At 71.9% G+C, this 12,974-nt stretch carries 12 protein-coding genes; 6 read left to right on the top strand and 6 right to left on the bottom strand.

Annotated features, from left to right (window positions below):
* Positions 1–166: 166 nt before the first annotated feature.
* The 3 genes from RM445_RS20900 to RM445_RS20910 all read left to right on the top strand — a co-directional run bounded on the left by RM445_RS20900 (position 167) and on the right by RM445_RS20910 (position 3,455).
* A complete protein-coding gene (locus RM445_RS20900; protein ID WP_311558499.1) occupies positions 167–1,759 on the top strand; it encodes an MFS transporter in 1,593 nt (530 codons plus the stop codon).
* A 50-nt stretch (positions 1,760–1,809) separates the two neighbouring features.
* Positions 1,810–2,457 carry a class II aldolase/adducin family protein gene (locus RM445_RS20905; protein WP_311558500.1) on the top strand — a complete coding sequence of 216 codons (648 nt, stop codon included), beginning with the start codon at positions 1,810–1,812 and terminating at the stop codon, positions 2,455–2,457.
* A 92-nt stretch (positions 2,458–2,549) separates the two neighbouring features.
* Complete coding sequence (locus tag RM445_RS20910; protein ID WP_311558501.1) at positions 2,550–3,455, top strand: HAD family hydrolase; 906 nt, start codon at positions 2,550–2,552, stop codon at positions 3,453–3,455.
* Positions 3,456–3,462: 7 nt separating this feature from the next.
* On the opposite strand, the gene RM445_RS20915 is transcribed toward RM445_RS20910, so the two are convergent.
* The 3 genes from RM445_RS20915 to RM445_RS20925 all read right to left on the bottom strand — a co-directional run bounded on the left by RM445_RS20915 (position 3,463) and on the right by RM445_RS20925 (position 7,107).
* Positions 3,463–4,242, bottom strand: coding sequence for a DeoR/GlpR family DNA-binding transcription regulator (locus tag RM445_RS20915; RefSeq protein ID WP_311558502.1), 780 nt, complete (start codon positions 4,240–4,242; stop codon positions 3,463–3,465).
* Between the two features lie 96 nt (positions 4,243–4,338).
* Positions 4,339–5,835: a purine-cytosine permease family protein gene (locus RM445_RS20920; RefSeq protein WP_311558503.1), complete on the bottom strand. Its 1,497-nt coding sequence runs from the start codon at positions 5,833–5,835 to the stop codon at positions 4,339–4,341.
* Between the two features lie 96 nt (positions 5,836–5,931).
* Positions 5,932–7,107 carry a cytochrome P450 gene (locus RM445_RS20925; RefSeq protein ID WP_311558504.1) on the bottom strand — a complete coding sequence of 392 codons (1,176 nt, stop codon included), beginning with the start codon at positions 7,105–7,107 and terminating at the stop codon, positions 5,932–5,934.
* A gap of 135 nt (positions 7,108–7,242) precedes the next feature.
* On the opposite strand from RM445_RS20925, the gene RM445_RS20930 reads away from it, so the two are divergent.
* On the top strand, positions 7,243–8,067 hold the full coding sequence (locus RM445_RS20930) for an SAM-dependent methyltransferase (protein ID WP_311558505.1): 825 nt from the start codon (positions 7,243–7,245) through the stop codon (positions 8,065–8,067).
* Between the two features lie 13 nt (positions 8,068–8,080).
* Here RM445_RS20930 and RM445_RS20935 read toward each other — a convergent pair whose 3' ends face one another.
* Entirely contained in the window at positions 8,081–8,302 is a 222-nt protein-coding gene (locus RM445_RS20935; protein WP_311558506.1) for a hypothetical protein, read from the bottom strand.
* Between the two features lie 154 nt (positions 8,303–8,456).
* Here RM445_RS20935 and RM445_RS20940 point away from each other — a divergent pair, with 154 nt between their 5' ends.
* Entirely contained in the window at positions 8,457–8,765 is a 309-nt protein-coding gene (locus RM445_RS20940; protein WP_397469378.1) for a DUF397 domain-containing protein, read from the top strand.
* Positions 8,766–8,942: 177 nt separating this feature from the next.
* Positions 8,943–9,773 carry a helix-turn-helix domain-containing protein gene (locus RM445_RS20945; protein WP_311558507.1) on the top strand — a complete coding sequence of 277 codons (831 nt, stop codon included), beginning with the start codon at positions 8,943–8,945 and terminating at the stop codon, positions 9,771–9,773.
* Between the two features lie 37 nt (positions 9,774–9,810).
* Here the strand turns inward: RM445_RS20945 and RM445_RS20950 are convergent, their stop codons facing one another.
* Positions 9,811–11,175, bottom strand: coding sequence for a glycosyltransferase (locus RM445_RS20950; protein ID WP_311558508.1), 1,365 nt, complete (start codon positions 11,173–11,175; stop codon positions 9,811–9,813).
* Between the two features lie 82 nt (positions 11,176–11,257).
* Complete coding sequence (locus RM445_RS20955) at positions 11,258–12,973, bottom strand: transglycosylase domain-containing protein (RefSeq protein ID WP_311558509.1); 1,716 nt, start codon at positions 12,971–12,973, stop codon at positions 11,258–11,260.
* Position 12,974: the final 1 nt, after the last annotated feature.

The following is a 12,974-nucleotide window of genomic DNA, read 5'->3' on the forward strand; positions in this document are numbered from 1 at the left end:
CCGTCCGCGCGGCCCTGCGCACCCTCGCCACCCACATCGACACCCGGCTCGCCCAGGCCCGGCTACCGTCGGCGGCTGCCTGACACTCTGACCAAGTGCCAAAGTCCTGGCGACCAAGGATCGCTAGGTCTGTTGAGCGGGACGCCGGGATCTGGTACGACGCGGCGTGGCCTCCACACCCGCTCCCGGATCGGCCTGGGCCCCGCTGCGCCTGCATGCGATGTTCCGGGCGCTGTGGATCGCCCAGTTCGCGTCCAACGTCGGCACCTGGATGCAGACGGTCGGTGCGCAGTGGCTGCTGATCGACCGGTCGCCGCTGCTGGTCTCCCTGGTGCAGACGGCCTCCAGCCTGCCGATCGTGCTGCTCGCACTGCCGGCGGGAGCGTGGGCGGATGTCGTGGACCGGCGGCGGCTGCTGCTGGGCGCGCAGGGAGCGATGTTCGTCGCCGCCGCCGCGCTGGCCGCGGTGACGTTCCTCGGCATGACGTCCCCGGCACTGATCCTGGGCCTGACCTTTGCGTTGGGCTGCGGCAACGCGATCGCGGCCCCCTCGTGGCAGGCGATCCAGCCCGACCTGGTGGACCGGGCCCTGCTGCCGCAGGCGGCGGCGCTCAACGGGTTGAACATGAACCTCGCGCGGGCGGTGGGGCCGGCGCTCGGCGGAGTCGTCGTCGCGGCGGTAGGCCCGGGCTGGGTGTTCGCGCTCAACGCGGTGTCGTTCGTGGGCATCATGATCGTGGTGACCTGCTGGCGGGCGCCCGCGCCGGTCGGCACCGGACCACCGGAACGGCTGGTCGAGGCCCTGCGCGCCGGGGGACGCTACGTCCGGCACTCGCGGATCGTGCGCCTTCTGCTCTACCGGGCCGTGCTGTTCATCCCCGCAGCCTCGGCCGTGTGGGCACTGCTGCCCGTCGTGGCCGCGGCACGGCTCGGGCTGGGCGCCGGGGGATACGGCCTGCTGCTCGGCATGGTCGGCATCGGGGCGGTCGGGGGAGCGCTGGTCATCCCGCGGATACGCGCCGCCGTCGGCTCGGCGCGGCTGGTCACCGGGGCGATGGTCGTCACCGCTGCGGCGTTCGCGGTCGTCGCGGCGGTCGAGAACGCGATCGTCGTCGGCGTCGCGCTGTTGCCCGTCGGCGCGGCGTGGATCTCGGTGATGTCGAGCCTGAACTCGGGGCTCCAGCTGGCCCTGCCGAACTGGGTGCGTGCCCGCGGCCTGGCCTACTACCTCGTGGTGTTCCAGGGCGCCCAGGCCGTCGCCGCGGTGGTGTGGGGCGTGGTCGCCGACGCAACGTCGGTGACCACGGCGCTCCTGGCCGCGGCGGTGGTCCTCGCGGTGGGCGCGGTGGCGGGGCTGCGCAGCCCGATGCCGGACACGACGACGCTCGACCGCACCCCGTCGGCCCACTGGCCTGCTCCGCAGCTGATCTTCATCCCCGAGGCGACGGACGGACCGGTCCTGGTCACGCTCACCTACGACGTCCCGACGGAGAACGCCGAGGCGTTCACCGACGCGATGCGTCTCGTCGGCCGGTCGCGCCGGCGGACCGGGGCCCTGCGCTGGGAGCTGTTCCGCGACGGCGGCGACCCGCGCCGCTTCGTCGAGTCGTACCTAGTCGGCACCTGGGCCGAGCACCTGCGCCAGCACGAGGGCCGCCTCACCGGCGCCGACCGCCGGTTCGAGGAGCAGGCCGAGCGATACACGTCGGGGGAGCCACAGGTGGCCCACCTGTTCCCGCCCGCGAGCGGCGCTCGCTGACACCCGCTCCGTGAGATCGTGTTCTCCTGCTGCACGGAAGGAAGCTCGACATGCTGCTGCCCGACGAACGCGCCGCGCTGGTGGACTACTGCCTGAAGATGCAGGCCGACGACCTCACCGTCGGCACCTCCGGCAACCTCAGCGTCCGCTCCGGCGACCTGATCGCCATCACACCCTCGGGGGTGAACTACGACGAGCTCACACCCGAGGCGATCTGCATCGTCGACCTCGACGGGACGGTGGTGGAGGCCGACCTCGAGCCGTCGTCCGAGGTGCCGATGCACACCGCGGTGTACGGCGCGACGGACGCGGGAGCCGTCGTACACAGCCACCCGATGTACGGCACGGCCCTGTCGGTGACCAGGGACGAGGTCCCGCCGGTCCACTACATGATCACGCTGCTCGGCGGCCCGGTGCGGGTGGCGCCCTACGCGCGGTTCGGCAGCCCCGAGCTGGCGCAGGGCAGCGTGGACGCGATGGTGGGCCGCAGCGGGGTGCTGCTGCGCAACCACGGCGCCACCACCTACGGCGACACCCTGGGCAAGGCCTACACCCGCTCGATCTACCTGGAGTGGGTCTGCAAGCTCTACCACGTGGCCACGCAGCTCGGTGAGCCGGCGCTGCTGACGCAGGAGCAGCTCGACGAGGTCGCCGAGGGGACCGGGGCCTACGGCCAGTCGGTGAAGCGGGGGTCCTGAGTCGCCCTGTCCGGTGCGATGTTCACCGCAGCGTCGGGTGACGTTCGATACGAGTTCGGTTGCACTCGAACCCGCTCGACTACGATCGAATCGTGCTCGGATTGCATCTCAGTAAGGGGCTCGCGCCCGGTGGCCGGTTCGACGAGTGGCGCAGGCCGCCGGTCCGCGGAGTGTTCCTCGACATCGACGGCACGTCGCTGAGCCACCACCACGAGCCGACCCCGGCCTTCGTCGCGGCCTGCCGCGCGGTCCAGGACCGCGGGGCGCAGTTGAGCTTCGCCACCGGCCGGCCGCCCGGCGGGCTGGGCGTCCTCCGGGAGCGGACCGGCTCACAAGGAGCGGACGTCGTGCACAACGGCGCGCTGGTGCTGCAGGACGGTGTGCCGGTCGGCGGATGGGCGATGCCCGCCGACGCGGCCGCGCGGGTTGCGCGGTGGTGCCTGGACCACGGCGCGTACGCCGAGTTCGCCGTCGACGCGGACTTCCTGGTCACCGACCGCCGCGAGGTTGCCCGTCCCGCCTGGGGCGACATCGCCGGTGGTCCCGACGGTGAGATCGCCGACGTCGACCTGGCCGCCGCCGACACGTTCAAGATCACTGTGTACTGCTTCGAGCCGGAGCACGCGCCTGCGGTCCTGGCCCTCGGCGCCGAGCTCGGCCTGCACGTCGACCCCTCGACCGCGCCGGTCTTCCCCGGGGTCAACATCCTGAACCTGACCGCGCCGGGCATCAGCAAGGGCGCCGGCGTCGAGTGGGCGGCCCGGCGGGCGGGCATCTCCGCGCGCGAGTTGCTGGTGGTCGGCGACAGCGGCAACGACATCTCGATGTTCGCGGTGGCGGGGACGGCGGTGGCGATGGGTCAGGCGTCCGCCGAGATCCGCGCAGCCGCGCACCTGGTCACCGAGCCGTTCGACGACGACGGCTCCGCCCTCGCGCTGCACGCGCTGATCGACAGCATCCCCGAGCTGGTCCCGGCCGCCGCGGAGGAGTGCGCCTGACCCGTCGTCAGGTGGCCGCGTCGATCAGCTCGACGCCGTGCCGTGCGCACAGCTCGGCCAACCCCGGCGGGGCGTCCGCGGTGACGACCGTGTCGACGGCGTCGAGCGGGGCGACCAGGGCGAAGTCGTTGATGCCGATCTTCGAGACGTCCACTGGCACGACGATGCGCCGTGCCCGGCCCAGCACGGCCACCTTCAGCTGGGCCTCGTTGTGGTCGGCCACCGTGATGCCGTCGGCGGTCAGGCCGGTCGCGCCGATGAAGGCGGTGTTCACCGTGAACCGCGCGACGTTCTCGACGGCGAGCGCTCCCGCGACCGCCCCCGCCGACGGGCGCAGCACGCCGCCCACCAGCGTGTGCCGGACCGTCGGTTTCTCGGCGAGGGCGGCGGCCACGGCGATGCCGTTGGTCAGCGCGTTGACGTTGCGCGCGGTCAGCAGCTCGGCGATGCGCAGGGTCGTGGTCCCGCTGTCGAGGTAGACCGCGTCGCCGTCGGCGACGAGGTCGACGCAGACGCGGGCGATGGCCGTCTTCGCCTCGGCGTCGCGGCTCAACCGGTCGGCGAACGGGCGCTCGGCGGGCGGCCGCAGGGCCAGCGCGCCGCCGTGCGTGCGCCGCAGCAGCCCGGAACGTTCGAGCAGAGCGAGGTCCTTGCGCACGGTGGGTTCACTGGCGGCCACCTCGCGGGCGAGTTCGCCGATCCGCACGCGCCCGCGGGCGTTGACCATCGAGACGATCCGCTCGCGGCGCTCCTCGCCGAAGGCGTGCTCCCCGACGGGACCCGTCACGTCCGTACCCTCCCGCTCACCGGCCCCCTACACAGGTCGACGGCACACCGTACCCGCGCGGTCCCGCGCAGTCGGTTCCGAAAGGGTTCGAGTGGGTCAGACCCGCTGGGTCGTCCGGCCGCGCAGCGGCAGGTAGATCAGCGCGGCGACGAGCGCTCCCAGCAGGAGGCTGACGTCGACCCCGGCCGCGACACCGGCGAGCGGGCCGCTGAACAGCAGTGTCTGGATGGTCAGCAGCCCGACCACCGAGCCGACGGCCCAGGCGAGCACGGCACCCCGGTGCCAGCCGCCGGTGTACCAGTACCGCCCGCCGGTCTCGCGGCGGTTGAACACCTGGAGGTCGTCGGGGTCGTAGCGGCCGCCCGTCTTCACGAAGTCGATTCCCACGATCACGGCCCACGGCGCACTGAGCTCGGCGAGGATCAGCAGCGCGGCGCCGATGGCGCCCTGGATCGTCGGGGCGAGCAGCCCGAGGTAGACCAGCACCACGCCGACCGCCGCGATGATCACCGTCGCGCGGGCGCGCGTGATCCGGACGACCAGGGCCTCGAGGTCGAGCCCCGCGCTGTAGAGCGACTGGGCGACCAGCCCGACGCCGCCGAGGACGGCGAAGGGGAGCAGCGGGACCGCGTACCAGAGCGGCGACTCACCGGCCAGGCTGGCGGGGAACGGCGCGAAGGGGTCGGTGAACGCGGTCGACACGATCGCCCCGATCGCCGCCGGCACCGCGAACCCCAGGAAGAGCGCCACGGCTGCGACCGGAGCCAGCTTGCTCGGCGGGTGCACGTCGGACCGGATGTAGCGGGTCCAGTCGCCGACGATCGTGCACACGACCAGCGCACCGCCGACCCCGACGGTGGTGGCGACCAAGAGCCATGTCGCCCCGAACGTGCCCAGCAGGGGCTCCGAACCCGCATATCCCCACTGGATCCGGCCGGAGAAGGCCACCGGCATCAGGACCATCAGGATCCCGCCGATCGCGAAGATCGCGGCGGTGCAGCGCACCAGCCAGCGGTATCCCCAGATCGCCACGGCTGCGGACACGGCTGCGACGAGCGCGAACACCACAGCCTGCGTCCCGACGGAGTCGGGGAGGCCGAACAGCCGCCCCGCGACCGCGACCCCGGCGGCCCCGCTGGTCCAGACCGTGAGGCCGACCGACACCAGGCACGTCAGGAGCCCGATGCCGCTGCCGATCAGCCGGCCCCGGACGCCGAACGCCGCCCCGGAGCCTGTCGCGTTGTTCGTCGCCGTCCGGGATCCCAGCAGGACGAGCGGAACCAGCAGGAGGACCCCGACCGCGGTGCCGACGGCGATCGCGGAGATCGTCGCCCACAGGCCCAGCCCGAACGTCATGCCGACCCAGCCGAAGGCCACGGCACCCAGCCCGACGGAGCCGCCGATGAAGATGACGAAGAACGTCCACGGCGTCGAGGTGCGGTCGCTCTCGGGGATGCGGTCGACGCCGTTGCGCTCGAAGCCGGAGGAGTCGAAACCGGCCGGTTCGGCGCCACCGGGACCGGCACTGCGGTGCCGACCGCTCTCCGACGGGCGGACCGAGTCCTCCGGCAACCGTCCGGGGTCAACCCCCATGTCCGCGTCCTTCCCCCGACTCGGCGATCCGGCGATCGAGTGGTGCTGTGGAACAGTTGGCCGTGGTCGTCACGGTCCGTAGTGCAGGCGCGGACCCTATCGGGGGATCGGCGGTGATCGGTCCGGCAGGGTGATCGCCGGCGCGGCGACGTAACCGTCGTCGATGCCGACGTAGCGTTTCCACGGCCCGGCCATCGTCAGGTCCGGACATCTCTGCGCCAGTGTCGTCACGGCCGCTACCGCGGTGGTGCGGGCGTGGTGCAGGCCACCGCAGCGGTGGTAGCCCAATCCCCACCCCAGGTGATCGGCGGTGTCGCGCCCCGGGTCGAACCGGTCCAGCGGCTGCCGGTGCGGTCCGGGGATGTCCCGGTTCGCGGCCGTCAGCCACATCAGCACCTGGTCGCCGGGCTGCACCGCGACGTCGCCGACGGTGAACGGCTCGCGGGCGAACCGGCTGGCCTGCGGGAACGGGGTGCCGAGCCGGAGAGCCTCCTCCACGGCGGGCCGGGCCTGCGCCGGGTCGGCCATCCGGGGCCACAGGTCGTTCTCGAGGGCGAGGCCGACGGTCAGCGTCGCCGTCGTCGCGGTCGCCACCGCGCTGACCGAGATCGCGTAGAGGGTGCCCCACGACTCCCGCTCGGTCAGCGTGCCGGCGCGGACCAGGTCGCGCGCCTCCGCGGCGACTCCGGTCAGGCCGGGCCGGCTCATCAGCTCGCGGTAGTACTCGTCCATCTCGGGAGCGGCCAGCGGCGGCCACGAGGCGAACATGTCGCCGGCGGCGAGCTGGTCGTCGACGGCGTAAGTCACGTCCGAGGGCGCGATGCCCAGCCAATCGGCCAGGTAGGTCACCGCCGTGGGCAGTGCGTAGTCGAGGTAGACGTCGAACGATCCGCCGGACGTGTGGGCCTCGACGTGCATGGCTGGAATCTCGGCCGCGACCTCGGCGGCGATCTCGGCCGCCGTCGTGGCCCGGGCCGCGGCGGCCTCGGCCGTGAACCACGGCGCCATCGCGGAGCGCAGCGCGGCGTGCCGGCCCGGGCATCCGCTCAGCGTCCGGCGGTCGGTGGCCCAGACGAAGGTGCTCACGGGGTGCAGGTGGTCGCGCTGCTCGGGAGTGATCATTTCGCTCACGTCGGACGTCACGCGCTGCGGGTCGCGGAGCAGTGCGCGGATCGTCGCGTGGTCGTAGACGTGCACGCCCTGCTCGTCGCGGTGGGGCGGGGTGGCGGGGTCGTAGCAGGTGGGCGGGCGCGGAGCAGGGTCGCTGAGCATCGGCCGCGTCCTCCCGGGGGTCAGAGGGAACCCTCGTCGAGCACCGGTGGGAGCCAGGTCGAGGCGGGTTCAGAGCGCGTGCTCACCGTACTTTGCTGCGGGCTAGGGTGAAACGACGATTATCGACTCGACCGGATGGCGGGGGCACGCATGGCGAACGGCTCGGCGGACGCGCAGGAACTGCGCGACATCGATGCCTCGGTCCCGCACTCGGCCCGCATCTGGAACTACTGGCTCGGCGGGAAGGACAACTTCGCCGCCGACCGGGAGGCGGGCGACGAGTTCCTCACCGTCTACCCGGGGCAGCGCGACAAGGCGCGGGCGGTCCGCCACTTCCTCGCCCGGGCCGTGCGGTACCTGGTGGACGAGGCGGGTGTGCGGCAGTTCCTCGACGTCGGCACCGGCCTGCCGACCGCCGACAACACCCACGAGGTGGCCCAGCGGCTCGCCCCGGAGTCGCGGATCGTCTACGTCGACAACGACCCGCTCGTGCTGGCGCACGCCCGGATCCTGCTCACGAGCTCGCCCGAGGGCGTCACGAACTACATCGACGCGGACCTGCACGACCCCGCGCGCATCCTGGCCGAGGCCGGGACGACCCTCGACCTGACGAAGCCGGTGGCGTTGCTGCTGATCGGCGTGCTCGGCCACGTCGCGGACGTCGACGAGGCCCGCAGCATCCTCCGGCGCCTGCTGGCCGGGCTGCCGCCGGGCAGTTTCCTCGTGCAGTGCGACGGCACCGACACCGATCTCGACTACGTCGCCGCGCTCGAGCAGTACCGCGACAGCGGCGGCGTGCCCTACAACGTCCGGGCCCACGAGGAGATCGAGAGCTTCTACGACGGGCTGGAGGTCGTCGAGCCCGGCGTCGTGCAGATCACCCGGTGGCGCGCGGAGCCCAACGCCTTCGGCGAGGCGGCGGACGTCTCCGAGCTGGGCGGCGTGGCGCGCAAGGCCTGACGCCCTGAGGCGCTCACGACCTCGAGCAGAGCGGGCAGGGGGCGCCCTCGGGGTCGATCATGGGGGCTGCCGTCACCACGTGCCCGCAGAGGGCGACGTAGCGCCCGCGCCCGTCGGCCTGCGGGCCGGCGATCTGCACGTCCGGTACGGCATGGGCGTGGCCGTCGCGTACGCAGGTGATCGTGACCGTCGCGAGGTCGCGACGGGCGGAGCGCGACCGGCTGTGATTACCCACCGTGTCCCTCTCGTCACAATTGTACGACGACCGAGTGATTGACGTTTCCAGTGTGCAGCATCTGTCGGTGCATCTGCAAAGTAGCCCGCACGGACAGCCGTGCGTTCATCTGCTATTTCATCTGCAAGAACACTTGCCCTATCGTGTGCGTGCCGTGACCACAGGTGTCGTGGGCGTGAGCGGAAAGCGGGAGGACGGCGTGGAGATCGACAGCCGCTGGACTGGTCCGACCGACGAGGACACCGAGGTGCCCGGTGTGCTCCTCGGTCTTCTGACCTGGCGGAAAAGCGCTGCCAGCAACCCGAACGGCGACTGCGTGGAGCTTGCCCCGCTGCCTGCGGGTGGCGTCGCCGTGCGGAACTCCCGCGCCCCGGGTGGGACGGCCCTCATCTACACCCGGGCGGAGATGGAGGCCTTCCTCCACGGGGCGAAGGCGGGGGAGTTCGACGACCTCGTCATGTGAGACACCTCGAATCTTGACGGTTCACGTGGTCCGTATCATCGTCGCGGTACTACCCTGCGTAGGTCGGCAGCGACGTAGGCCGTGATGAAAGAGGTCCGAGTGGACGCAGGAGCAGCGGGTCGGCGATCACCGTCGGCAACCGCGCAGCCGTCGTCGGCTCAGAACGATGCCCCAACCGTGTCGCGCATCCTTCTGGGTACGCAGCTCCGTCGGCTCCGTGAGGCCGCCGGGATCACGCGTGAAGACGCCGGCCATGCCATCCGCGCATCGCACGCCAAGATCAGCCGTCTCGAGCTGGGCCGCGTCGGGTTCAAGGAACGCGACGTCGTCGACCTGCTCACCCTCTACGGGGTCACGGACGACGGCGAGCGCGCCGCCGTCCTGGACCTCATGCGCCAGGCCAACATGCGCGTGTGGTGGCAGCGGCACAGCGACCTGCTGCCGAACTGGTTCGAGACCTATCTGCGGCTCGAGCAGGTCGCGAAGGTCGTCCGGACCTACCAGCTCCAGTTCGTCCCCGGCCTGCTGCAGAGCGAGGAGTACGCCCGCGCGGTCATCGGCCACGGCCACAGCCGGTCCGCGGACGAGCTCGACCGCCGGGTGCAGCTGCGGATGGACCGGCAGGAGATGCTCCACCAGCCGGAGGCGCCGCACCTGTGGGCGGTGATCGACGAGGCGGCCCTGACGCGGGCCTTCGGGCCCGTCCGGGTGATGCGCGAGCAGCTGAAGCACCTGCTGGAGGTCAGCGCCGCGCCGAACATCCACGTGCAGGTGCTGCCGTTCCGCAGCGGGGCCCACGCCGCCGCAGGCGGGTCGTTCTCGATCCTGCGGTTCGCCGAGCCGGACCTGCCGGACGTCGTCTACCTCGAGCAGCTGACCAGCGCGGTGTACCTCGACAAGCGCGCCGACGTCGAGGAGTACCAGCTCATCATGGAGCGGGTCACGGTCCAGGCCGAGACCCCGGCCCAGTCGCGGGAGACCATCCGCCGGCTGATGGCCGAGCTGTAAGGAGCTCGGCCACCGACCGGTCGGAATCTCCCGGGGGTCAGCCGGTCAGCCGCTCCACGGCGGCGAGCAGGTCGGACACCTGCTTCACCACGCTGAAGTTCTCCTTCACGTAGACCTGCGCCACCGGGCCCTTGGTCTGCTTCCAGTCCTCCTCGATCGCCGTCGTGACGGCCACGGCGAGCGAGTGGGCGAGTTCCTGCCGGTCGTCGGTCTCCTTCACCAGGGTGCCGACCTCCGAGGTCACGAAGTCGCGCGGACCACCGGAGTTCGCGCCGATCACCGGCGTCCCACACGCCATGCACTCGATGAACACCAGGCCGAAGGGCTCCCGGTAGGACGGGAAGCAGCCGACGTCCGCGCAGTTGAACAGCGTGGTGAGCTCGTCCTGCTGACGCGGCCCGACGAAGTACGTCCGCTGCAGCCCCAGCTCCGCCGCCAGGTCGTGCATCTTCACCTGCGCCTCGTGCGGCCCCGAGCCGATCACGAGGGTGAGGATCTTCTTCTCGTGCTTCTCGTAGGTCGCCGCGGCGCGGAGCAGGGCGTCGAGGCGCTTCCAGTCGGCGAACTTGCCGCAGAACGCGACCACCGCGTCGAACCCGTCGGCCGGTGCCACCGGCTCGGGCTCACCGTGGCCCTCGGGTGGCGCGGTGTCGAACCCGGCCAGCACCTCTGCCCGGTTCTCGTACACGTCCGGCAGCACCTGGAAGACCTGCTGGTTGTAGCCGTTGTGCGAGAGCACGGCCCGCTCGCGCGGGAACTCGGGGAAGATCGAGGTCAGGGCCTCGAGCTGCTCGGCCGAGATCGACGCGACCATGTCGACGCCGTGGTCGGGATCGGCGTAGTCGAAGATCTTCTCGCGCTGCATGAAGGGCAGGAACCGCAGCGGGAACTCGGCCGGGTTGTCCTGGCGCTTTTCGTTCGCGTACATCTTCAGCTCGGTGCCGTGCGCGAAGCACAGCAGCGGCATCGTCCCGCGGCCCTTCGCGGCGCGGCGGCGGATCACGTCGCGCATCACGACGGTGTTCATGAAGCCGTGGTGGGCGATGGCGAGGGTGAACCGGTCGCCGGTGGTCTCCTCGATCTCGTCGATCCACTCCGCGACCTCGTCCGTGAGGCGCGCGCGGTAGGCGTCGACCTCGACCTCGCTCATGCCGTGCCAGCGGTAGTTGCTGACGGGCGAGATCGACTCGCAGATCGGGATGTCGTGGTCGAGCTCGAAGACCCGCACCAGGTCCTCGCGGAACCGCTGCCGCCTGGACGGGTACATCGAGTAGCAGCGCACTCCAGGGATCGCGTTGTAGGCGTTGTGGTGCGCCTCGTGCAGGATCCCCGAGCCCGGCGCGAACTCCCCGCCGCGCTGCCAGTTGTTGGTGCCCAGCTGAAAGATCAGCCTGTCGCCCATCCTCGCCCTTCCGTCGACGCCCGGCCTCGATCACCGGTTCGGGTGAAGGTTAGTGGGCCCGGCCCTCGCCCGACCCGCGCCGTCAGCCGCCCACCGGGTGCGGGGCGGGCTGCAGGTAGGCGGGGTCGGGGCCGGGGACCGGCACGTCCGGGGTGCCCGCGAGGAGCTTGCTCATCGTGGCGAAGAACGGCGGCGCCGCGACCGTGCCGCCGAACGCGCCGTGCCCGCAGTCGCCGAGGTGCACCGGGCTGCCCGGGCAGAGCTCCTGCGGGTGCGTGCCGTCGGCGAACACCATCGACGACGCGGCGTACCCGGTGAGCCCGCCGACGCCGCCGACGTAGGCCACCGACTCGCTGGCGTTGGTCGTGCCGGTCTTGCCGATGTCCGGCCGGGTCCACCCCGCGGTCCGGGCCGCCGCGGCCGAGGTGCCGGAGACGGTGTCCTGGCTCAGCCCGGCGGCCAGGGTGTGTGCGAGGCCGGGAGCGATCACCTGCTCGCAGGCCTGCTGCGGCACGGCGACGGGGTGGCCGTCCCGGTCCGTCACCGCCTCGATCGGGTTCGGCGGGCACCACACACCGTCGCTGTCGATCGTCGCCGCGACGTTGGCCATCTCCAGCGTGCTCACCGGGCTGACACCCAGGGTGAACGACAGGAGGTTCTGGAAGTACTGCGACTGCGGCTGGTTGTACTGCGGATCCTGGGATCGGGGGTCCGCCGGGTCGGTGACGGGGGTTCCGCCGGCGTCGTTGCTCGCCAGGGAGTCGCGCAGGCCGAGCCGCTGGGCCATCGCGATCACCGACGGCAGGCCCGTGCGGGCCTCGAGCCCGACGAAGGCGACGTTCGGCGAGGTCGCGAGCGCGTCCTGCAGGCTGATCGGGTCCGGGTAGCTCGTCCCGTCGTTCGCCACCGGGTAGCAGGCGGTGTGGCGGTTCGCGTTCGGCGGCGTGAAGCAGTCCGTCGCCGGGTTCGGCAGCGCCGAGTCGAAGACCACCGTGCCGTTCTCCAGGGCCGCGGCCGTGGTGAAGATCTTGAACGACGAGCCGGCGCCGAACACGTTGCTCGGGTCGGCCACGATGTCCGTCGCGCGCTCGCCCTGCGCCGCGTCGGTGCCGTAGTTGCGGTTGGCGACCATGGCGACGACCTCGTGTCCGTCATGGCCGGGGCGGACGACCGCGAACGTATTGGCGACGCCGTTCTGGCGCGTCGGCACGTTGGCCTCCACCGCGGCCTTCGCCGCCGCGCTCGCCGCCGGGTCCATCGTCGTGCGGATCGTGTAGCCGCCGGTGGCGAGCTGGTCGGCGGTGATCCCGGCCTTCTCGACGTAGTCGACGGCGTACTGGCAGAAGAAGCCGGCGTCGGGGGCCGCGGCCATGCAGGTGCTGCCGGGCACGACCGGTCCGTCGGGCAGCACGTCGAGCGGTGCGGCCGTCGCCGCCGCGGCCTGGGCGGGCGTGATCATCGCGACCTGGGCCATCACGGCGATGACCACGTTGCGCCGGTCCTTCGCCTGTTGCGGGTGGTCGTACGGGTCGTAGAGGCTGGGGTTGTTCACCATCCCGGCGAGCAGCGCGGCCTGGGGGACCGTGAGTGCCGCGGCGGTGGTGCCGAAGTAGGCGTGGGCGGCGGCCTCCACCCCGTAGACGTTGCCGGTGAACTCGACGACGTTGAGGTAGCCGTCCAGTACGTCGTTCTTGGACATCGTGTGGGCGAGCCCGGTGGCCAGCTCCGCCTCGCGGACCTTGCGGCCCAGCGTGTCGGACCGGTCGGCCCGCTGGGCGGCGGGGTCGCTCCGGTCCACG

The organism is Pseudonocardia charpentierae, from assembly GCF_031845345.1.
In the GTDB taxonomy this organism is placed as follows: Bacteria; Actinomycetota; Actinomycetes; order Mycobacteriales; family Pseudonocardiaceae; genus Pseudonocardia; species Pseudonocardia charpentierae.

What these genes read in the sequence shown, in the direction of transcription:
- RM445_RS20905 (WP_311558500.1), top strand. Translation starts at nt 1,810, where the DNA reads ATGCTGCTGCCCGACGAACGCGCCGCGCTGGTGGACTACTGCCTGAAG.
- RM445_RS20925 (WP_311558504.1), bottom strand. Translation starts at nt 7,107, where the DNA reads ATGCTCAGCGACCCTGCTCCGCGCCCGCCCACCTGCTACGACCCCGCC.
- RM445_RS20930 (WP_311558505.1), top strand. Translation starts at nt 7,243, where the DNA reads ATGGCGGGGGCACGCATGGCGAACGGCTCGGCGGACGCGCAGGAACTG.
- RM445_RS20920 (WP_311558503.1), bottom strand. Translation starts at nt 5,835, where the DNA reads ATGGGGGTTGACCCCGGACGGTTGCCGGAGGACTCGGTCCGCCCGTCG.
- RM445_RS20950 (WP_311558508.1), bottom strand. Translation starts at nt 11,175, where the DNA reads ATGGGCGACAGGCTGATCTTTCAGCTGGGCACCAACAACTGGCAGCGC.